General features: G+C 36.9%; 17 protein-coding genes. 13 read left to right on the top strand and 4 right to left on the bottom strand.

Annotation, left to right across the window (positions count from 1 at the left end; all coding sequences use genetic code 11):
- Positions 1–8: 8 nt before the first annotated feature.
- The 12 genes from atpE to H3R21_RS02100 all read left to right on the top strand — a co-directional run bounded on the left by atpE (position 9) and on the right by H3R21_RS02100 (position 8,882).
- The gene (atpE, locus tag H3R21_RS02155) at positions 9–233 is read left to right on the top strand and encodes a F0F1 ATP synthase subunit C (protein ID WP_046306646.1); all 225 of its coding nucleotides are present in this window, start codon (positions 9–11) and stop codon (positions 231–233) included.
- A gap of 41 nt (positions 234–274) precedes the next feature.
- Entirely contained in the window at positions 275–787 is a 513-nt protein-coding gene (gene atpF / locus H3R21_RS02150; RefSeq protein WP_198182666.1) for a F0F1 ATP synthase subunit B, read from the top strand.
- Complete coding sequence (gene atpH, locus H3R21_RS02145) at positions 787–1,335, top strand: ATP synthase F1 subunit delta (RefSeq protein ID WP_198182664.1); 549 nt, start codon at positions 787–789, stop codon at positions 1,333–1,335. The genes atpF and atpH overlap by 1 nt, the downstream gene beginning before the upstream one ends.
- A gap of 14 nt (positions 1,336–1,349) precedes the next feature.
- Positions 1,350–2,861 carry a F0F1 ATP synthase subunit alpha gene (gene atpA / locus H3R21_RS02140; protein WP_046306652.1) on the top strand — a complete coding sequence of 504 codons (1,512 nt, stop codon included), beginning with the start codon at positions 1,350–1,352 and terminating at the stop codon, positions 2,859–2,861.
- Positions 2,862–2,871: 10 nt separating this feature from the next.
- Positions 2,872–3,834: a F0F1 ATP synthase subunit gamma gene (locus tag H3R21_RS02135; RefSeq protein WP_198182662.1), complete on the top strand. Its 963-nt coding sequence runs from the start codon at positions 2,872–2,874 to the stop codon at positions 3,832–3,834.
- 24 nt (positions 3,835–3,858) lie between these two features.
- On the top strand, positions 3,859–5,298 hold the full coding sequence (gene atpD / locus H3R21_RS02130; RefSeq protein WP_109715392.1) for a F0F1 ATP synthase subunit beta: 1,440 nt from the start codon (positions 3,859–3,861) through the stop codon (positions 5,296–5,298).
- An 11-nt stretch (positions 5,299–5,309) separates the two neighbouring features.
- Positions 5,310–5,747 (top strand): F0F1 ATP synthase subunit epsilon, encoded by a 438-nt coding sequence (locus tag H3R21_RS02125; protein WP_046306658.1) that lies wholly within the window; start codon positions 5,310–5,312, stop codon positions 5,745–5,747.
- 71 nt (positions 5,748–5,818) lie between these two features.
- Entirely contained in the window at positions 5,819–6,049 is a 231-nt protein-coding gene (locus H3R21_RS02120; protein WP_046306660.1) for a DUF1146 family protein, read from the top strand.
- 82 nt (positions 6,050–6,131) lie between these two features.
- Positions 6,132–7,121 (top strand): rod shape-determining protein, encoded by a 990-nt coding sequence (locus H3R21_RS02115; protein ID WP_198182660.1) that lies wholly within the window; start codon positions 6,132–6,134, stop codon positions 7,119–7,121.
- Between the two features lie 18 nt (positions 7,122–7,139).
- The gene (yidD, locus tag H3R21_RS02110; RefSeq protein WP_046306665.1) at positions 7,140–7,433 is read left to right on the top strand and encodes a membrane protein insertion efficiency factor YidD; all 294 of its coding nucleotides are present in this window, start codon (positions 7,140–7,142) and stop codon (positions 7,431–7,433) included.
- An 8-nt stretch (positions 7,434–7,441) separates the two neighbouring features.
- Positions 7,442–7,672 carry a DUF2969 family protein gene (locus tag H3R21_RS02105; RefSeq protein ID WP_198182658.1) on the top strand — a complete coding sequence of 77 codons (231 nt, stop codon included), beginning with the start codon at positions 7,442–7,444 and terminating at the stop codon, positions 7,670–7,672.
- A gap of 16 nt (positions 7,673–7,688) precedes the next feature.
- On the top strand, positions 7,689–8,882 hold the full coding sequence (locus H3R21_RS02100) for an FtsW/RodA/SpoVE family cell cycle protein (protein ID WP_198182656.1): 1,194 nt from the start codon (positions 7,689–7,691) through the stop codon (positions 8,880–8,882).
- Between the two features lie 58 nt (positions 8,883–8,940).
- On the opposite strand, the gene H3R21_RS02095 is transcribed toward H3R21_RS02100, so the two are convergent.
- Complete coding sequence (locus H3R21_RS02095) at positions 8,941–9,393, bottom strand: universal stress protein (RefSeq protein ID WP_109715396.1); 453 nt, start codon at positions 9,391–9,393, stop codon at positions 8,941–8,943.
- A gap of 977 nt (positions 9,394–10,370) precedes the next feature.
- On the opposite strand from H3R21_RS02095, the gene H3R21_RS02090 reads away from it, so the two are divergent.
- A complete protein-coding gene (locus H3R21_RS02090) occupies positions 10,371–20,579 on the top strand; it encodes an SLAP domain-containing protein (RefSeq protein ID WP_198182654.1) in 10,209 nt (3,402 codons plus the stop codon).
- Positions 20,580–20,650: 71 nt separating this feature from the next.
- On the opposite strand, the gene H3R21_RS02085 is transcribed toward H3R21_RS02090, so the two are convergent.
- The 3 genes from H3R21_RS02085 to rpsD all read right to left on the bottom strand — a co-directional run bounded on the left by H3R21_RS02085 (position 20,651) and on the right by rpsD (position 23,109).
- Positions 20,651–21,955 (bottom strand): replication-associated recombination protein A, encoded by a 1,305-nt coding sequence (locus H3R21_RS02085; protein ID WP_198182652.1) that lies wholly within the window; start codon positions 21,953–21,955, stop codon positions 20,651–20,653.
- On the bottom strand, positions 21,955–22,425 hold the full coding sequence (locus H3R21_RS02080) for a YueI family protein (protein WP_198182650.1): 471 nt from the start codon (positions 22,423–22,425) through the stop codon (positions 21,955–21,957). The genes H3R21_RS02085 and H3R21_RS02080 overlap by 1 nt, the downstream gene beginning before the upstream one ends.
- 72 nt (positions 22,426–22,497) lie before the next feature.
- Positions 22,498–23,109 (bottom strand): 30S ribosomal protein S4, encoded by a 612-nt coding sequence (rpsD, locus tag H3R21_RS02075; protein ID WP_046306681.1) that lies wholly within the window; start codon positions 23,107–23,109, stop codon positions 22,498–22,500.
- Positions 23,110–23,346: the final 237 nt, after the last annotated feature.

The raw sequence follows: 23,346 nt of genomic DNA, 5'->3' as shown, positions 1-23,346 counted from the left end.
GTTTAAATATGTCACAAGCATTTAAATATATTTCTGCAGCGTTAGCCGCTGGTATTGCCGCTTTAGCTGCTTCTTGGGGTAACGGTAAAGTTATTACTAAGACTGTCGAAAGTATGGCTCGTCAACCTGAAAGTGCAGGTAACTTGAGATCAACAATGTTCATCGGTGTTGGTTTGATTGAAGCTGTTCCAATTTTGGCAATTGTTGTTGCTTTTCTGATTCTCTTCCTTTAATTTTTAAAAGTAATTAAGTTGAAAAGAGAGAAGGGCAGTAAATGACATTTCAAACTTTATTTGCAGCCTCATCAGGTCATATTTACATTGGTAATACCATTTGGTATTTAATTGTTTTTGCAATTTTGCTTGTCTTGGTTAAGCACTATGCTTGGGGACCAGTTTCCGAAATGATGGAAAAAAGACGGCAAAAAATAATTAGCGATTTAGATTCAGCTGCAGACAACCGCAAAAAAGCCGAAGTTTTGGCTAATGAACGTGAAGCTGCCTTGAAAAATTCAAGACAAGAAGCAACACAAATTCTCTCTGATGCAAAAGCTAATGCGCAGAAGACAAGTAGTCAAATCGTAGCTGAGGCAAACGATGACGCTGCTTCGATTCATGAAAAGGCGAAAGCAGATGCTGCACAAGCCAAAGCAGATGCATTAGATGAAGCACGTGCGCAGGTAGCTGATATATCAGTTACAATTGCTGAAAAGGTAATTGCTAAAAACCTATCTGCTGATGATCAAAAAGATTTGGTTGATCAGTTTATTAAGGGGCTGAATAAATAATGGCCTTAAGTAGAGAAGAAATTGTTGCACGTTATGGAAATGCGCTATTTAATTATGCGCAGGACATGAACGCTTTGGATACTGTTAAAGAAGAATTATGTGAATTAAGAAAAGCCGTTTGTACAAATCCACAGATCCTTAGTGTTTTTAGTGATCCAATTTTAAACAGTGATGAAAAGAAAAAATCGTTGTCAGCAATTGAACAGGACTTCAGTACTGAGGTTCAAACTTTTTTAAATTTGCTGCTAGATTATAATCATTTTCTTGAACTTGTTGATATTATCGATTTCTTTAATAAATTGTATAATGACAGCAAAAAAATAATGGTTGGAACTGCAATAACTGCGGTTAAACTCGATGAAGATCAATTAAGTGCTCTAGGAGATAGCTATGCTAAAAAATTTGGTTTAGCTAGTGTTACTCTAGAAAATAAAGTTGATCCTGAGATAATCGGCGGTGTAATTCTAAAAGTTGGCGATTGCGTTATCGACGGTTCAGTAAAGAACAAACTGAAAAAGATTCGTGCGCAGTTAATTAGTAAAGATTAAAAGAGGTGAAACCATTGAGCATTAAAGCAGAAGAAATTAGCTCTTTAATCAAGCAACAGCTTGAACACTATGATGACAAACTCGACATTAATGAGGTTGGGGTTGTAACTTACATAGGTGATGGTATCGCCCGGGCTCACGGATTGGACAATGTTCTATCTAATGAACTGTTGGAATTTGACAACGGTTCGTATGGTATTGCTCAAAACCTTGAGTCAAATGATGTTGGTATCATTATCTTGGGTAACTTTGATGATATTCGCGAAGGTGACCAAGTAAAGAGAACCGGTGAAATCATGCGTGTGCCAGTTGGCGAAGAACTGATTGGTCGTGTAGTTAATCCTCTGGGTCAGCCAGTTGACGGACTTGGTGAAATTAAAACCACTAAGACTCGTCCAATTGAAGATGCTGCACCTGGAGTTATGCAACGACAATCAGTTAATCAACCACTTCAAACTGGTATTAAAGCAATCGATGCATTGGTTCCAATTGGTCGAGGTCAGCGTGAATTAATCATTGGTGACCGTAAAACTGGTAAAACAAGCTTGGCTGTTGATACTATTTTGAATCAAAAAGGACAAGATGTAATTTGTATTTATGTCTTTATTGGTCAAAAAGAGTCAACTGTTAGAACGCAAGTAGAAACTTTGAAACGCTTTGGCGCAATGGATTATACAATTGTTGTCGAAGCTGGACCAAGTGAACCGGCCCCAATGCTTTATATAGCGCCATATGCTGGTACAGCAATGGGTGAAGAATTTATGTACAACGGTAAGGATGTTTTAGTCATTTTTGATGATTTATCCAAACAAGCCGTTGCTTATCGTGAACTCTCTTTGCTCCTCCGTCGTCCGCCTGGTCGTGAAGCTTATCCTGGTGACGTTTTCTATCTGCATTCCCGTCTGTTGGAGCGTAGTGCGAAGTTGAGTGATGAACTTGGTGGAGGTTCAATGACTGCCATTCCGTTTATCCAAACTGAAGCGGGAGATATTTCAGCGTATATTCCAACCAACGTAATTTCGATTACGGATGGTCAGATTTTCTTGCAAAGTGATTTGTTCTTTGCAGGAACTCGTCCAGCTATTGACGCTGGTAATTCTGTTTCCCGTGTTGGTGGTAGCGCTCAGATAAAAGCAATGAAAAAAGTTGCCGGTACGTTACGTACTGATTTGGCAGCTTATCATGAATTAGAGAGTTTCGCTCAATTTGGCAGTGATTTGGATCAGGCAACCCAGGCTAAATTAAACCGTGGTCGCAGAGTTGTTGAAGTTTTAAAGCAACCATTACATGACCCAATTCCAGTTGAAAAGCAAGTTGTCTTACTATACTCACTGACTCATGGCTATTTGGATTCTGTTCCTGTTGAAGATATCGGTCGATTTGAAAAAGAATTGTATGATAACTTTGATAGTCAACATTCAGACTTATTGGATCACATCCGTGAGACAGGTGAACTGCCGGATGAAAGTGAGTTAAAGACTGCAATTTCTAAATTTGCAGATAGTTTTTCACCAAGTAATAAATAGGAGGTAGCTTATGCCTGCATCTTTACTTGAGTTGAAGAAGAAAATTGCTTCAGTTAAGCAAACTGGTAAAATCACAGAAGCAATGAGAATGGTTTCTGCATCAAAACTAAATCAAACAGAAAAAAGAGATGAAGGATATACGGTTTATAATGACCATGTTCGACAAACTCTTTCGCGTTTGATGAGTGCGCAAGTGATTAGTCACTTGCACAAAGAAAATGTTGCAATCGATGAAGACAGCATCAGTAAGATTGACTATGAAAATGTTTTTGGCCTAGGTGTCATTTCAGACATGGTTCAAGCTCGTAAAGAAGTAAAGTCTACTGGTTATCTTGTAGTTACAGGTGATCGAGGACTTGTTGGATCATATAATAGTGCCGTCATTAAAAATATGATGGGCTTAGCTGAAGATGCAAAAGCAGAAAATAAAGACATTAAAATTCTTGCTGTTGGCTCTGTAGGAGCTGAATTTTTCAAGAAAAACAATTTGAATGTTGTTTATGAAAATGCTGCAATTTCTGATGTGCCAACTTTTGATGAAGTTTTACCAATTGTTTCAACTGCAATCAAAATGTACTTAAACGGAGTTTATGATGAGCTATACGTTTGTTATACGCACCACATAAACTCTTTATCATCAGCATTTCGTGTTGAAAAAATGCTTCCTATTGTTGATATCGATATCGGCCTTAAAGAAGCAAAAGAACACCGAGATCTAGAATATGATATTGAGCCAGACATTAATACTGTGTTGACTACACTAATTCCTCAATATGCCCGTTCAACTATTTATGGGGCAATTCTGGATGCAAAAACTGCAGAACATGCTAGTTCAATGACAGCAATGCAGAGTGCAACCGATAACGTAAATGACTTGGTTTCAAGTTTAACTACAAAATTAAACCGTGCAAGACAAGCTGAGATCACTACTGAAATTACCGAAATTGTCAGTGGTGCAAATGCTTTGAAATAATTAAGAGAAAAGGAGGTAGATGTTTTGAGTGAAGGTGAAGTTGTTCAAGTAATCGGCCCTGTAGTCGATGTGAAATTTCCACTTGACAAAAACCTACCTGATATTAACAATGCTTTGCGCGTCGTTAAATCGGATGATGAATCAATTGTTCTTGAAGTTACACTTGAACTCGGTGACGGGGTATTAAGAACAATTGCGATGGAATCTACCAACGGACTCCGGCGCGGAATGAAGGTCCAAGATACTGGAGGTCCTATTTCAGTACCTGTTGGTTCTGATACCTTAGGACGTGTTTTTAACGTTTTAGGTGAACCAATCGATAATGGTCCAAAATTTGATAAGGATCATCCTCGTAACAGTATCCATCGAAATGCACCAAAATATGATGAATTAACTACCAGCCAAGAAATTCTGGAAACAGGGATTAAGGTTATTGATTTACTTGAACCTTATGTTCGTGGTGGTAAGGTTGGTTTGTTTGGTGGTGCCGGAGTTGGTAAGACTACTATTATCCAAGAGTTAATTCACAATATTGCTCAAGAGCATGGTGGTATTTCGGTCTTTACTGGTGTTGGTGAAAGAACACGTGAAGGTAATGACCTTTACTTTGAAATGAAGGCATCTGGTGTTTTAAGCAAAACAGCGATGGTCTTTGGTCAAATGAATGAGCCGCCTGGTGCCAGAATGCGTGTAGCTTTAACTGGATTAACCCTAGCTGAGTACTTTAGAGATGTTGAAGGACAAGACGTTTTGCTCTTTATCGACAACATTTTCCGGTTTACTCAAGCTGGTTCTGAGGTTTCAGCTCTGTTAGGAAGAATGCCTAGTGCCGTTGGTTATCAACCAACACTTGCAACTGAAATGGGTCAATTGCAAGAAAGAATCACTTCAACTAAGAAGGGTTCAATTACTTCAATTCAAGCCGTTTATGTTCCTGCCGATGACTATACCGACCCAGCCCCAGCTACAACTTTTGCTCACCTTGATGCTACAACCAACTTGGAACGTAGCTTAGTTGAGCAGGGTATTTATCCAGCCGTTGATCCATTGGAATCAACTTCTAGTGCGTTGGATCCTGAAGTAGTTGGTCAAGAACATTACGAAGTTGCTACACGTGTACAGCACATTTTGCAACGCTACCACGAATTACAAGACATTATCTCAGTGTTGGGTATGGATGAATTATCTGATGAAGAGAAGGTAATTGTTAGTCGTGCCCGTAAGATTCAGTTCTTTTTATCCCAAAACTTCTTTGTTGCTGAACAATTTACTGGTGTACCTGGTTCATATGTTCCAATCAAAGAGACAATTAAAGGCTTTAAGATGATTTTGGATGGTCATTTAGACGATTTACCAGAAGATGCTTTCCGTAGCGTGGGTCCTATCGAAGATGTTTTGAAAAAAGCTCAAGATATGGGTGTAACCGCCAGTGATCCTGAAGCAAAAGCATTATTAGAAAAGTAGGGTGATGTCAAATGGCAGATCCAGAAAAACTTTTCATGGTAAATGTTGTAACACCTGATGGCGTAGTTTTTTCTCATCATTGTAGTATTGTTGAGATGCGTGCAATCGATGGACAACGCTCAATCATGTATAATCACTTGCCTATTTTAACTCCACTTTCAATTGGTGAAATTAGGGTTAAAAGAAGTCGTGAGATGAATGAAGTTGTTAATCACATAGCAGTAAGCGGTGGTTACTTTGAGTTTTCTGATAATGTAGCAACGATTATTGCTGATAGTGCGGAACGTTCAAATAAAATTGATGTGTCTCGTGCTGAAGCAGCTCGAAAGCGTGCTCAAGATGCTTTGAAGGAAGCAAAAGCAACGCATGATCAAAGATCGCTCGAAAGAGCACAAGTTGCATTGAGAAGGGCTGTCAACCGGATTAGTGTTTACAATTCAGGTAAATAGTATTAAAGTTTAACGGATACACAAAAGCGTGTATCCGTTTTTTATTTGACTAAAGAAAAGTGGGAAATTAAATGTTTCAACTTGGTGTTCATGCTCTGATCAGTATTATTATTTACCTGATAACAATAGGGCTATCATTTCAAATTATGAAGAGTGTCAGAATCGAAAAAATCATCAGAACTAATAAGGTTTTTGAAGCGCAATTGCTACTGATTTTTGCGGCAATTGCGCTAGGCTTTTTAGTAGGGAACTTTTTCATTACGCTGATAGATACTTCTTTACAATTAAGTAATTTCTTTTAAGACTTGTTAAAACGCCTGAAGAGTGCAGCAAACTAGCTTTCTTTATGGTAAAATGTACAATGAATATTTATGGAGGATTATCGTGGCACGAGATATAGGAATTGATTTAGGGACAGCCAACGTGCTCATTAACGTTTCTGGTAAGGGAATCGTTTTGAATGAACCATCAGTAGTTGCTGTCAATACAAGTACAAATAAAGTAGTAGCTGTTGGAACTGAAGCATACAAAATGGTAGGTAGAACGCCTGGTAACATTCGTGTGATTCGCCCATTAAAGAATGGGGTAATTGCCGATTTTGACATTACAGAAGCGATGCTATCTTACTTCATTGAAAAATTAAATGTTAAGGGCTTTATGTCAAAACCTAACATTTTGATTTGTGCTCCAACTGGAGTAACTTCAATTGAACAGAAAGCAATTATTCAAGCAGCTGAAAAATCAGGTGGTGGTAAGGTTTACCTTGATTTTGAACCTAAGGTTGCAGCTGTTGGTGCAGGGCTAGATATTTTTAAGCCACAAGGTAACATTGTTATCGATATTGGTGGTGGTACTACTGATATTGCTGTTTTATCAATGGGTGAAATTGTTACTAGCCAATCTCTTCGCTATGCTGGAGACCATATGAACCAAGCTGTTGTTTCTTACATTAAAAACAAGCATAATTTGCTTATTGGTTCAAGAACAGCTGAACAAATTAAAATTGAAATTGGTAGTGCGTTTGAACCGGATAAGGATCAGACGATCACTGTTCGTGGACGTGATGTAGTGGATGGTCTTCCTAAGCAGGCGACTGTTTCTGCTCCTGAAATTCAAGAAGCTTTGCATGATGGTTTAATGACAATTATTGCAGCAACTAAAGATGTTTTAGAGAAGACTCCGCCTGAGTTATCTGCCGACATTATTGATCGTGGTATTATGCTAACTGGTGGTGGTGCGATGTTAAAGAACATGGATAAACTAATTTCGTACTATCTTAAGGTTCCAGTTTTGACTGCTGATCATCCTCTTGAAGCTGTTGCATTGGGAACAGGCATTTTGCTTAAAAATATCGAAAAGCATCAACGTCATTAATTCAACTGGAGGTGTGGTTTGCGTAAGATTTTAATTTATCTAGTTAGAATTTATCAGAAATTTATTTCGCCGGCTTTACCTAAGTCTTGCCGTTATTATCCTACTTGCTCAACTTACATGATTGATGCATTGACCAAATTTGGTCCTTTTTTAGGATTAATTATGGGTATTAGCAGGATTTTGCGGTGCAATCCCTTTGTTCGCGGAGGGGTTGATCCGGTACCTGATAAGTTTACTATTTTCCGTAACCCCCACCCAGAGAGATATGAAGATGAAATTATTGCTAAAAAATTTCATCCTGATGTGAAATAGGAGTATTTATGTCAAAGAAACCAGAGAATATTAATATTGAAATTAATGAAATCAACGGAAAAGATAATCCGACTTGGGAAGTAGTCATTCCACAGAAGAAAAAACCTATTGGTTTAATTGAAAAAATTGATGGACGTTATCGTGCAACTACTAATAAAACTAATAGTGTTCTATATGCAAAGACGTTAGAAAGTAGCATCAATGACTTGCTATCGTACTTTGCTTTACATGAAAAATAGTGGACAGTGATGATTAATGGTAAAAGTACAAAATAAAACTGATTTGTATGATCAAATAGCCTGGAATATTGTTGTTCCAGTGCTGCTTCTGGCTGCTGTTGGTTTATACTCGATTTACTTTGCTGCAATAGATGATCCAAGTCATATGGGAAGCCCAGTAAAAGCAGTTTTAATGCAAGGGCTTTGGTATTTGATTTCTTTAGTAATAGTTGTTTTTGTAATTCAATTTGATGCAGAACAGTTATTTCGAATTGCACCATATGCCTACGGTCTAGGAATTGTCCTTTTGATTGCAGTTTTATTCTTTTATAATCGAAGTTTAGCTGCTGATGCTGGTGCCAAAAATTGGTTTAAGCTAGGGCCAATTTCCTTTCAGCCATCCGAGGTAATGAAACCAGCGTTTATTCTAATGTTAGCTAGAGTAGTTAGAGAGCACAATCAGAAGTTCGCACACACAATTCGAAATGACTGGGTTTTAATTGGTAAAATAGTTGGTTGGATGCTACCAATTGCAGTTCTACTGAAATTACAAAATGACTTTGGTACGATGCTTGTCTTCTTTGCTATAGTTGGTGGAGTAATTATTGTTTCAGGAATATCTTGGAAGATAATAACACCAATGTTTATCATAGTTGCAATTATAGGTGTGGTAGTGATTTTTATGGTCACTACACCAGGCGGCCAAGTTATTCTAAGCCATTCTTTTCAACCGTACCAATTTGCTCGTATCATGTCTTGGCTGAATCCATCTACAGATACATCTAAAGCAGCATATCAGTTGTGGCAGAGTATGCAAGCGATTGGATCTGGACAGATTTTGGGTAATGGGTTTGGAAATCTAAGTGTTTACGTACCAGTTCGTGGTTCGGATATGGTTTATTCAGTAATTGGTGAATCATTTGGTTTTGTTGGTAGTGTAGCAGTTATCTTGCTTTACTTATACCTGATTATTCAGATGGTGCGTATCACATTTGATACCAAAAATGCATTTTACTCATATGTATCGACTGGGGTCATTATGATGATCTTGTTCCATGTTTTTGAAAATATAGGAATGAGTATTGATCTCTTGCCGTTGACAGGTATACCATTGCCATTTATTTCCCAAGGTGGTTCAGCCTTAATTGGGAATATGATTGGTATTGGTATGATTTTATCGATGAAGTTTCATAATAAAGATTATATGTTTAGCCAGGCAGGCGACTTTTAATTAAAAATAAAAGACACTTCTTTTCAAAGAAGTGCCTTTTTTGTATGCCCAGTTTATTTTAATTTTGATTTTCGGCGGTACGACAAACTAGTACATCGCAATCTGCTGTTCTGGTTACATACTCGGTTACGCTACCGACTAAAATTCGTTCTACAGCATTTAAGCCAGTTGCACCAACTACGATTAAATCAATTTGATGCTTTTTAGGAAAGTCGTGTGCAATAATTGCCTTAGGAGAACCGAATTCAATTGAAAAGTGAACATCGTCAATTCCCGCTTCTTTTGCATCATTGTAATATTTTTGCAGCTTTTCCTTAGCATCATTTGAAACTTGCTCAACCATTTCGGAGTCAAAGCTTGAAACATTTTGGAAAGATCTAGTATCAATGACATGCAAAATTTCTAAGCCTGCATTATTACCTTTAGCTAGTAAAATTGCTTTTTTAAAAGCTAAATCTGCTTCTTTTGATCCATCAACGGCGACTTGTATGCGGTGATATTGTTTCATCATTTAAAACACCTCTCTTATATATTCATTTTACCAAACTTTTGGCCAATTAATCATTTTCGTGATTAATTAATAAGCTAAAAATTAGAATAGTAATTGAACTAAGAAGTAGGGTAACCAAATTCAAATACTTATTACTTTGGAATAAGATGATGATCCCAATAATGCATTCCAACAATAAGATAATTGCTGTCCAAGACATAATAGGGCGGAAATTCGTATTACTTTTACTACTAAAAACCAAAAAGTGTCTATCTCGGTTATGCCAAAGATAGAAGGCGGTTAGAAGAAGCACGGCTAAATACAGAATAATAACAATTTTTAAGATCATAAAAGTCTCCAAATAAAAAAGCGGTCAATAGACCGCTTCCTAAATTTCTAAAGAAATCCGAGTCGACCGAATATAGCAAAAGAATGCTTGTTGAACCCGCAGTGTTCAAAAAAATGAGACGTATCGCAATGAATATGGATCCTATTAACTAAATAATAGTATTCCGATTCAAAAGTTATTTACAATCTCGCATGTCTTATGTTTGACCGGTCAACTATATACAATTAAGCTAGACGATCAACTCAGATCAATTATTATACTACCTACCATCACAGTATTTGTCAAGATTTAAACAGTTAGCAGATAGTATTGTAAAAAAAACACAATGTTATGAGTTGAACTGTTGCTGTTATTCATATTTTAATATTTATACATAATAAAGATGTTAAAATAAAATTTAAGCAAACGAGTAATTGTCAAATAAAATGCACTTTTTTATATTTGAAGTATTAGGTATCAATCCTGGAGTATAGCAACAAAACCTTATATAATAGTAATTTCTTGCAGAAAGCACATCGCAGTTTCCCTTTTGAAAAATCACTTAACTCATTATTTATAAAATGCATATCAAGTGTAAGCACTATATTAGCAAATTATTAATAGTGGTCATACAATGTAGTTGTAACATAGATTTTGAGAAAGGAATATCATGCTAGGGAAAAATAATAACAATGAAAGATTAAAGAAAATGGAAATGCAAGATAAGCAGGACCACTTTTCAATTCGAAAATTGACAATTGGTACTGCTTCCGTGCTATTGGGCTTTACCTTTTTTGGCCTAAATACCCAAACTGCTAAAGCAGATACGGTAGATGCTTCTCAAGAAGTTAGCAAGAAGACAGATAGTTTGAGTACTTCTGATAGTCAAAAGGCTAACTCCCAAGATGATAACACTCAAAATGCTAATCACTTGGTTGATGTAAGTACCTATTCAGGTTTAAGCTCATTTTTAAGAGATGGCAGTGTGCCTCCAACTACTAATTCAAGTTCTTCAACTAGTCAGACAGGAAAGACCAATGCAACAAATGGCTCTGATCAGCAAAATAGTGCTAATCAAAAACCTGGTTCTGACACAGCTGATTCTAAGGACCAAACTAGTACAGGTAATTCTGATACCAATCAAACTGGTGGAACCACTGACACCTCAGGTAAAGGAGGTACGACGACTAAACCCGTTGATCCAAGTGATCCAGCGGCTAAAGTTCCAGATACTGCTAAAAAGACAGAAATTAAAACTAAGGATGCTAGTGTAGCGCAGGTCCATAGCTTTACTGAACTTATAGCTGCTTTTCAGAATGAGTCTATTTCAGAAATTGATGTCATGAACGATATTACAGACGGACCAGAGAATGGATCACAAGCCTTCTACTTTTACGGAAGGAAAATGTTGATTAAATCTGGTGGTAACGGTAATACCAGATTTAAAGTTGATTTGAAAGGTAATCACCTCCAATTAAATAGTGGAAGTACGAAAGACTTGGATATTACTTACGATAATCTTGATTTATGGAGTGCTGATATTTGGGGCGTAATCATGACTGATGATTACAACCAAGACGGCCATTTTTCAAAAATCACCTTTAATAATGTTAATTTCCATGGATCGCAAATGGTTCACTGTGGTAATAATACTAAAATTTATTTCACAGGGACTAACTACGGTGAAGTAACGCATACACCGTATCCAGGGATTACAATTTCAAGTGGTGACGTTCAACAACTATTTGAATTTACTGGTTCAAATAACTCAATCGATTTTAGCGGTACTTTTACCGGTAAAACTGTTGGTGGTAATGTGCTCGAAATGGCAGGCAGCAACAACGTTGTTAACATTGCTAAGGACGCTAAGGTTACACTTTCGCCGCGAATCTATTTTCCTAATAATGGTTTAGGCTCGAATGCGGCTGAGCATACTGGGCTTCCGTTGGCTATTGCCATGTTAGGTAATAATGAAGCAGTGAATGTTGATGGTGAATTAAACATCATAGTTGGTAGTGATCACTATAATGGAACAAATGACAATGATCAGTCTAGTGCGATTCTTATCAATGATGGCAATTCTGTTTTCAATATTAATAGCGATGCGAAAGTCAATATTACGACTAACGGTGATATAGCCAATAACTGGGGCAACAGAAACCTGATTTATGATGGTGGTAACTTTAACATCTTGCCGCGAGGTTCGTTAAACATTAACGGCTCAAATATGGGTGACTATTCTGGCACGTTAGTTCAAATTAAGGGTACGGCAAACATTGAAAACGGTGGCTTCAATATTATTCTTGGTCAACCGGATCCAAGCGGCAAATATGTAAACGGCGGTACTGGTCAAATACTATTGGTAGACGTCCAAGGTGGAAAACTAGTTGTTAATAATCCTACTTCATTAATTTTAAATGCCCAAGGTAATACTAATCCTAATACCAGTATCATTGGCACAATGCCAATTACCTTAACTAATGTTCGGCAGCAGTTTGATTTGAGCTCAATTCAAAGCGGGCTAGGTAAAGTAACTTTGCCACCGTTTCACGTTTTAACTGTTAGGAAAACTGATAGCACGATTGCAGTGGATAATATCGAATTGCTTAATGGCCAAGAGAAGTTAACTGCAGATAGATTGGCAGAAATTAAGGCGCAAGCGGCTAAAGCTAATATTTCATTCGATAAATTGCCTGAAGACGTTCAAACCTCATTGGCTGATGGTATCAAAAACGGTTGGACTTACGATCAGATTTTTTCGGATATTATTCAAAAGGCATTTAATAATAGTAACAATTTTGGCTATAACAACATTAGTTTTGTTCCAGCCAATCCAAGCGGTTTTTTGGATATTGATCCTGGTAAGGTTAAAATAACTAGAAATGCTGATGGTTCACAAACAATTTCTGGTGAGCCAGGCAGCGTAATTAATTACAATTCTGCTGTTGATGGTCCTGATTCAGATCCACAAAATTTGAAAAATCCATTTAGTTTAATTCTACCTGTTGCAACTAAAGCATACATTATGGCTAATTTGATTGATAGCATGGGTAGAAAGACAGCATGGACACCAAAAGATCAAGATGGTAAGAACGTAATTGACAATCCATATGCGCAAACAAAAGACACTATAAGAGATTCAAGCAACAGTTCTTTGAATCCTTTACCAACACAGTATGCGGCAATTGTAAATGATGACGGTTCATTTATTTTTACTATTCCCGCAGACCAAACAATTAAGTTTGATAAGGGTTACTCTGTAGAACTAGCACCAAATGCTAACTTTGTTAGCTACGATCCATCTAGTGTAGCTATGGGACGTCGCCCAATTATTAAAAACTTAGATATTTTAACTTTGTCTGATGCACAAGATCAAGCTGCTAAGGCAATTACTGACGCAATTAGTGATGCAAAAATTCGTAGACCTAACAACCTATCTGAAGCTCAAGTTAGCGACTTTAATAATCAATTAGATAAAGTTGCGACTGCTGCATCTAAAACAATTAATGCCGATAACGAAAAAACTTCAGTTTATTCCTCAAGTTCAAACACATTAACAGAGATTAACAATCGTAAGAATGCTGCCCTTGATGCGATTAAGAACATCGTAAGCCAAGCACAAAGTTCTTCAACGATTGAAACATCTCGTGATAGTGCGATAACGAATTTAAATAATGAAGCTACATTGCAGTCAAAGCGATTTCCTACAATGATAGATGCGATTAATGCTGCTCGTGACAAAGCAATTAATACTGTGAAAGCTTTTCAAACAGATAAAGATATTACAGAAGCAGAAAAGAATGGTATTAACGCGATTGATCAAGCAGCTTATGGCTATAAAAAGAGTATTGAAACCGATCTTAAGCAAAAAATTGATCAGGTCTATGTCGATACTTACAAACTTGCAAACGATCCTAACTTGAGTAAAGAAGAAAAGGACGAAGTCTTAAAGCTAACTGGTCGTTTGTCTCGCGCTCAGGCTATCGCTCAACCGGAAGGTGACATTGAAAAAGACCTTGATCAAGTATCAGTGGATGGGCACCAAAAAGAAGCTCAAGGTATAATTGATCAAGTTAACAAAACAATTCAGGCCCTAAAGGACTTACAGGCTGTTGCTCAAGATGAAATTAAAAACCATGCCGATAAAACTGCAGAAATAAAAGATTCTTATAATCAAGCAGTTCACAACATTATCACTGGTGATGATCCTGATGGTTCTAAGGGTAAGGAGTCTATTAAGGATATAAATGCTGATCAAGAAGCAAGTAAAATTAATGCTGCAGCTGAAGCCGCTAAAAAGCGGGTACAGAACTCAGGCATTAGTTCAGATCAGCAGGTTCCTCTATTAGACGCAATTGATCAGGCTGCACAAGTTGCAACTGCTAAACCTGGAAGTTCTATGTATGATGAGCAAAAGTCGATATACGGAACTACTGATAATACTGTAATCAGCCAAAGAGAAGCAGCTGCACAAACTATTTTTGATCAAAATGCTGCAAAGGCTGAAATTTTGGGCTATGCAAGCGCTAATGAAAATTCGTTAGGGATTGCTTCAAACTCTGATATAGAGAAAACAGTAAATGATGGACTGACTAATATTAGTAAAGCAAGCGATTCCGCAACTGTTTCAACGACTGAGGAGGCTACTAAGAGGTCAATTTTAAGACAGCTTTCTAAGATTAAACTAGCTAAATCTGAAAGCGATATTGAAACCCAATTGCGTAGTTTACCAGGCTTGTCTGCAAATGATATTGATGATAGCGTTGCGGCTGCACAGAAGTTACTCAATAATTTAACAACTCCTCTTGGGTATAACCAACGCATTGACCAAGCAGATAGTTTAACCGCAATCGACTCAGCACGAAATGATGGTATTACTGCTTTGAATAACCTACTGCTTTCGGCTAAAGCTAAGGGTGAGCGTAACAATTCCTTAGATGATGCTATCAAGCAGATTAGACAAGAGCAAACTAACGCTAATTCAAGAATTGATCAAACAAGCAATCTGACTGATGAACAAAAGAAAGCATATCATGACCAAATCAGTAAGGTAGCTGAAGATAGTATAGATACCTTAAACAAAGTTGATAGTTCAAAAATCGCTGAGACAGTCACTAATGCTAAAAGTAGTATTGAGAATATTGTAAGCGATGCTCGAGGCACTGCAGATAAGGAGATAGAAGAAGCTAGAACAAAGGCAGCTCAAGACATTGATACAGCAGTTAATGATGCAAAAACCAAAATTGAAAACATTGATGATAGTCAACTCAGTCCCTCAAATAAGAAATATTATGAAGATCAAATTGATCAAGATGCACAGGCTGCAAAGGCAAAAATCACTTCGGCTCAAAGTATCTCTGATATTGCTTCGGCTAGACAAGAAGGTCAAAATAATATTCTAAAAGATTTAGGTGCTGCTCAGATTACAGCCACTAGAGCTCAGGCAATTAGTAGATTACAACAGGCCAAAACTAAAGCTAAAGAGGCCCTTACAAATGCTCAGCAGAATGAACAACTTGATCCTGCAACAGTTCAAGCTAAACGGGATCAAATTGATGCAGGATATGATCAAGCAATTCAAGCTATTACTAATGACCATACAGTAACTGATATTAATGATGATGCTCAAACAGGAATTGATGCCATTAATTCTGTTATTAATTCTCTTTCATCAGATATCAACGCCCAAGCTCTAGAAAAGCAACGTAATTCCGCAATCGAGAAATTAAAAAATGCGCGCGATTCCGCAAATAGTCAAATTACTAATGATCCTAATTTAGGAGTAACAGAAAAGAACGACTACTATAATCAGATTACAAGTGTCTTTAATCAAGCTCAAACTGCTATTCAAGGTGCAAATAAAGATGATATAGATGCAGCACTAGCTAAAGGTAAAAATGATTTAGCAAGCATTCAAACTGCTGCTAACTTGCAGTCTGCAAAAGACCAAGCTTTAGCAACTTTAATGGCTGAGCGAAATAAAGTTAAAGAACAAATTGGCAATATGGATCAGATTACAAGTGCCAACAAAGCAGACTTACGTGCAAAGGTGGATGCTACATATGATATCGGTGTTAATGGAATTAATAATAAGAACACCACTACTAATGGGCAGCTTAATGAAATCGTTCAAAATGGTAAGTCATTAATTGACAATGTGATTAGTGATGTAAATGTTAATAAGATTCTTAATAAGCAAAAGCTTGATGATTATGCTCAAAAGGCGGTTGAGCGAATCAATAATTCTTCGGATATTACTAATGATACCAAGACAACCACTATTAATAACATTACAGCTGCACGTGATAATGCTAAATCAGTAGTTGATTCTACAGATGCCATTTCCGATGCTAACACAGCTGAGAAAAAAGGTGAATCTGCTATTGATGCTGCAGAAGCTACAGGTAATGGTTTCAACGCATCTAAAACCGACATTAAGAATAGTATTGCTAATGCTGCTACCAGTGCCAAGAGTCGTTTAAGTGACATTTATAGCAAATTATCGACAGACCAAAGAAATGAAGTAAAAGATAAATTTAATGATGCAATTAGTCAACTTGATACAATCCCAACAGATGCAAACAGTAAAATTGATGCTACAACGAATAAAGATCAATTAACTGGGATTTATCAAGATACACTAAATAAAATTAATGATGTCGAATCAGCTGCAAAGTTGGCTAGTGATAAAGTTATTGCTAAAGATTTGATTCAAAAGACAGCACTTGAAGCTCGCGATAAACTACATGATTCACGAGACCAAAATGCAGTTTTTGAAGTAGCTGATTTAGGCCTTAAAGATATTGACGCTGCAAATGATAGTGATACAGTTGAAAAGATTAAAAATAATACTTTGCAGGGAATTAGTAATGTTATCACAAATGCAAGTAAGAGTGATGCAGATGATATCCGTAACCAAAGAGATCAAGCAATTAAAGAACTTGATAAAGCTCTTGGAAAGGGCTCAACAGATACCGGTGTTCTACCAGAAATTAATGGATTACCAAGTTTAACTTCAGATCAGTTAGCTAAGTTTAAACAGCAAGCACAAGATGCTTATAATCATGCCGTTGCAAGCGTTAATGGTGCTATTGCAGAAAATATTGACACAGAGAAAAATGCTGGTCTAAACAATATTTATCAGGCTTTAGCCGATGCTAAACTGCAATCAGTTAAAAATAAGGCAAATTCATTTTTGGATGAGTATGCTAAAGGAGCCATTCAAAATGACCCTAGAGATGCGGACATGATTAATAGCGAGCGGGATAAGGCAAAGGCCAAGGTAGATAAGGCTAAAAACCAAGATGACGTTCAAAAAGCCCAAGATGAGGGCCATGACATTATGAAAGGAATCATTGACACCGTCAATGATAAGAACATGAACGCTGCTAAAGACTCTGCTAAGAATGACTTGGCTGACTCAATTGGTAAATTACAACAACAAATTGATCAAGATTTAGCTAATAAAAAGTTAGGTCAAGATCAATATAATGATTTGAAGAACAAACTTGATCAAGCTCGGCAATCTGGCGAGTCAAGAATTAACTCTACTGTAAATAAGGATCAACTAGCTGACGCTAAAGATCAGAATAATGCGGATTTGGATAAAGTTAATAATGAAATTATCAAGGCAGAATCTGTTAATAATGCATTGACTAAGTTGCAAGATGCAGTCAATAAGGCAAACGAATCTGCCGATAAGATCGCCAAAGATAATCCTAGTCTTGCAGATCAGATGAGAGACCGAATTAAGTCAGAGCGTGACAAAGCTGCCCAAAATATTCAAGCTGCTCAAAACAATTCAACAGATGCAAATAGTGCAATGAATCAAGCAGCACAAGCTGGTAATGATGCAATTACTGGTTTAACTCAGAGATTCGAGGAAAAGAACAAACAAATTAATACTCTGAAAGAATATGCTGAAGCTGCTAAGGCAAAATTACCAAGTTTAGGTCTTGATCCAACTGAGATAAGCAAAAATGAAGCTGCAATAAATGACGCGATGCAAAAAGGTGTTAGTGACTTATATGGTGCTGATGATAATGCAAAATTAGATCAAGTTGAAAAAGCTGGTGAAGCTGCGATAGATCAGGCCGGTATTCCAGCTAATTTACTTAGCGAAAAGAACAAGCAAATTGCCGCTATTGATAAATATGTCAAAGATAAGGGCAGTATTGGTCAGGTTGCGAGTCATTTAACTGATCAACAAAAGGCTGACTTGCAGGATCAACTTAATCAGTTGGTTCAAAAGACCAAGGATGAAATTAGTAAAGTTGCTTTACCAAACAGTCCGACAACAACTGATCTCGAAAATGCTAAAAAGAAATTGCAGTCTATTGAAAAGGGATTGGATAGCGAAGGACACTCAACCAACTTGGGTGAAGCTGGAATTAATCAACTTTATCAAACAGCTCAAAATAAAGAAGAAATCTATCAAATCAAGCAAAATGCCATTAATAATCTTCTTGAGCAAAAAGCAGAAGCTGATAAAAAGCTTGAAAGTTCTGGTTTAGTAAACTCTGATTTACAAAAGCAAAAGCAGAAGCTCCAAGATATTTACGATCAGAGCAAAGCAAAGATTAATGCAGTTCCAACTACAGATAAGAACGGAAATGATCGCTCTACTGATGACATCCAAAAGGATGTTGATCAGATTGTCAGCGACGCAACTCAAGGATATTCTGATAGTGATTCCGGTAGTCACATTCCTGGATTTGCTGATGTTGAAAAAGATACTGATCTTGCTGCTGCAAAAGCAAAGGCAGAGGATATTTTACAAAGAAAATATGCAACAACTCACAACATTATTGGGTTATCTCAACTAACTGCCAATCAAAAGAAAGCATTAAACAAGATAGTTGATGACCTATATGCAAATGAAAAAGCAAGCATAGAGCAGCAAACTGATATTAACAAAATTCCGACTGACGAAAATCAAATTGGTACTAAGCTAACTGATACTTATCAAAATACTTCTGAATGGTTTGATTATAATCAAACTAATGCCTTAAAGGGTGCTGGAAATGAAGTAACAGGTCTAGAAGCTGGATACAATGGGTTAACTGAAGAACAAAAAGCAAATCCTGATTATCAAAGGAATATTCAAGCTATACGTGAAGCAATTGATTCAATTAAGCATTCAACAAACATTGGCTCTACAACCCAATCGTATAGCAACGGAATCAATGCTTATAATGAGCTAATGGCTAAAGAACAAGTTAAGGATATGTTCAATAAGGCAAAGGATAAGCTTAATGATATAGATAGCCTTCTTCCTCCAGATAGAGATCATTTCAAAAATAGACTTGATGGAATACATGGAAGTGTAGATAATGTGCTTACCCAGGATGCTCAAGCTGATGCATCTTATGAAAGTATTGCCAATCAGATGAACCATGATATTGACATGACGAGGCAAGCAATTGATCAATTAATGCAACAAGCATTGTACACAGTTAAGAGTTCTGCCAATAGGGATATTGAGGCTGAATACAAAGGTGCAGTTGCTCAGAACCAAAAATACTTTGGTGATTCTGCATGGATTTATTCAACTAACAGTGAGCATGACAAATATAAATATATATCTGGTAATTCTTACGATGAAGTTTCGAATAATAGAATAACTGGAATACGAGAAATTGCCAAAGCTGCTGTTTCTGATGCTGCTACTAATGCTAAGAAGAAAATTGATAATAACAAAGTAAAGCATGAAAATGGTGATAACTATACTGATGATGAAAAAGCTGTGATTAAGACTGAAATCGATCGTATTCTAACAGATGCTCAGAAAAAGATTAATCAAAATAATACTCTGACCGATGTTGATGGTAAGCGTGACGATGGTATTGAAGCGATTAATAAGGCATCATCAGATTCAACTGTCATTGATAAAATTATTAAAGATAGTGCCAACAACAGCAATAACGGAAATAATGGCAACAATGATAATACTAACAACAATGGAGGTAATTCTACTTCTAACGGTAATGGTGATACAACTTCTAACCCTGCAAATCCAGCTAAGCAACCAACTACTGATAAAGAAAATGGTGCAGCAAATGATTTAGGCGAAAGTACTAACGTGACCTTAATGCATAATGCTTATCTATATGATAATTCAGGCAAACGTGCTAACAAAGTTACACTTGGTGCTGGCTCAATTCTTTCAACTTATGGTACTGTTACTATTGCCGGCCATGAATACTATGTACTAATTGACACACATGATAACAATAAGAAATATTATGTTGCCGTTGGTAACGGATTGGCAACTGAGCAAAAGTTAAAGCATAATGCTTATGTTTATAACAAATTCGGACAGCGTGTAAAGAAAGCTGGTGTTCTAAAGAAGGGTAGCATTGTTAAAACTTATGGTGATAGTGTTAAACTTCGTGGCGAAAAATACTTTATCATTGATAAGAACCGCTATGTTAAAGCTACAAATGTTGCAGTGGTTGTTTCTAATCAATCTGCAAAGGTTGAAGCAATGTCTGCTAATGAGTCTAAAGAAGAATCTGAGACAACCTTTGAAAAAATGTTGATGCACAATGCGTATCTTTATGATGAAAGTGGTCATCGTGCTAACCAATTAATTTATCTAGCTGGATCTATAATTAGCGTAACCGGGCAAAAAGCAATTAGTGGAACTAACTACTATATTCTGCCAAATGGTTTACTAATTAATGCAGGTAACGTCGATGGTAAGAACTTAAAGCTGAGACATAATGCTTATCTTTATAGCAAATATGGTAATCGTCTAGGTAAAAAGGTATTGAGAAAGAAGAAATCGATTTCGACCTATGGTGATCCTGTTTCTATTAAGAATAAAAAGTATTATATCGTTGCGCAAAATAAATATGTTAAAAAGGCTAATTTTTAAATTAAAAAGTTAACTTTTAGACCAAAATAAAAGTGACACAATTGTTAGAAATAACAATTGTGTCACTTTATTTATTTTTTTAATCCTTTTTCTTGCATTTCATGCAGTATTTCATACTGCTTTTTTAGGCCACTCTCGATTTTAGAATTGCCTTTAGGATTGAAATACTGCGTTCCAACTAAGTTGTCCGGCAGATATTGTTGCGCAATCCAGTCATTAGCAAATGAATGAGGGTATGCATATCCTTTACCGTGACCTAGTTTCTTAGCACCTTTATAGTGGGTGTCCTTAAGGTCGTCAGGAATTGGACCGTAGTTTTTATTTTGCACATCGTCTAGTGCTTGATCAATTGCACTGATTGCACTATTGCTTTTTGGTGAAAGTGCAAGTTCAATCACAGCGTTTGCTAGGGGAATCCTCGCTTCAGGAAAGCCTAGACTTTGTGCTGCCTGTATTGCAAGCTGTGCGTGTTGCACAGCTGCTGGATTTGCTAGGCCAATATCTTCATATGCAATTACACTCAGTCTGCGGCAAATTGAAATAAGGTCACCAGATTCAATTAAACGAGCCAAATAATGCAGTGCAGCATCAGTATCGGAACCGCGAATTGATTTTTGAAAGGCGGAGACTAAGTCATAATGTCCATCGCCTTTTGCATCAAAGTTTTGGCTGCGCATCTGAATTGAATTTGCCATTTCTTCTTGGTCAATTATTAGTTGGTCATCTTCATTTTTACCTGCAGCAATTTTTTCTTGCTTAGTTGAGCGAACGGCTAACTCTAAGCCGTTTAAGGTGGTTCGTAAGTCACCATTTCCTTTTTGAATTAATAATTTTCTTGCATCATCTGTAAGCTCAACATGGTATGAACCCAAGCCATTTTCTGAATCCCTAAGTGCGCGGCTAATTGCTTGATTAACATCTTCTTCAGCTAAAGGTTTTAATTCAAAAATTTGGCAACGTGATCTTATCGCTGGAGAAATAGCAATATAGGGATTTTCGGTTGTTGCACCAATCAGAATAATTTCGCCAGACTCAAGCAGAGGCAAAAGAAAGTCTTGCTTAGTTTTATCCAACCGATGAATTTCATCTAGTAAAAGGATAACAGTTCCACTTAATTTACCTTCTGCAGCTACTTGTTCCAATTGCTTTTTACTATCGGTAGCAGCATTAAGCATGCGAAAAGCATATTTAGTTGAACCAGCGATTGCACTTGCGATACTGGTTTTTCCAATGCCTGGTGGGCCATATAAAATCATGGATGACAACAGTTTGGCTTCAACCATTCGTCTAATAATTTTTCCATGGCCAATTAAGTGCTGTTGACCCACAACCTCATCTAGTGTACGTGGCCGCATGCGATAAGCTAATGGTTTCATTATTTATCTCCATGGAATAAGCGATGCCAAAAACCATTTTTATCTTTTTTAGCATCATGAGTTAACTCAGTTTTAGGAATTTCGGGCGGGTAAACTTGGGCTATTTCTATTCGCATTTTGTTAATTGCTGTGTTTGAAACTACTAAAATTGCCGTATCATCAGGACCAGTTTTAGCGGTCTCGTTAGTAACAATCGTAAAAGGAATGTTTGTTTTTCCACATTGTGCCTCAACCTGATTTAAAAATTCATCATTTAAATTACCGTTAATCAGGATTGAAAATCCAGTGTAATCGTTGAAGTGCGTCAAAAATAATTGGGTTAGGGCAGGGTCTTTAACTTCAGTGTTATTCATTCTAACAAAGACGCGCTCTCGTAGTGAACCGAGATATCTTCTACGTTCATCAGGCTTTGTTTGTGGGGTAATTCCCTGGGCTGCATTTGCAACTCGTGTGTTTAAATCGTCTGACATAGTTATTATTTTCCCTTTCAAGTAACAAAAAACCCTTCCCAAGAAGGAAAGGGCTTTTGCGAATAAAAGAAATTAAAGTAACTTGTTGTAGTATTCAACAACCAAAGCTTCGTTAATTTCTGGTTCCATTTCATCACGTTCTGGAAGACGTACAAGAGAACCTTCAAGTTTATTGTCATCAAATGTAACAAATGATGGACGAGAAACAACTGCTTCAAGTGCATCTTTAACTTGTTGTAAGTTCTTTGACTTTTCTCTAAGACCGATTACTTGGCCAACCTTAACATCGTATGAAGGAATATCAACACGTTTACCATCAACAGTAATGTGACCATGGTTAACTAATTGTCTAGCTTGTTCTCTAGTAGTAGCTAAACCTAGGCGGTAAACAAGACTGTCTAAGCGACATTCAAGTAAAATCATGAAGTTAGTACCGTGTTCACCTTCACGGATCTTACCAGCACGTTTGAACAAAGTTCTAAATTGGCGTTCGTTTAAGCCGTACATCCAACGTAGCTTTTGCTTTTCGTGTAATTGCTCACCATATTCTGATAAACGACCACGTGAATTAGGACCGTGTTGACCTGGTGCATAGTTACGACGACTAAGTTCTTTACCAGTGCCTGAAAGTGAAATTCCTAATCTTCTGGAACGTTTCCAGCTTGGACCTGTATATCTTGACATAAAATCCTCCAATAAAATCTGATAACAGTTTTTGGAGTAAAATAGTTACGTATAAGTTTAGCATTCGTGCATCTTAATTTTCATTTTCGCCTCTTGCAGCGTCGGTTACTCGTTCACTAAAACGTATTAAGATGTTGACGTTCTTGCCACTTATAGCTGCAAATATTTTACACGAAGTCTATTATAGCTACCTTGGGCTATTTAAGCAAGGAAAACCGGATGTTTCTAAGCTGTTTT

Source organism: Lactobacillus sp. W8172 (assembly GCF_016102055.1).
In the GTDB taxonomy this organism is placed as follows: Bacteria; Bacillota; Bacilli; order Lactobacillales; family Lactobacillaceae; genus Lactobacillus; species Lactobacillus apis_A.
This window is presented reverse-complemented; position numbering and strand designations above follow the sequence as displayed.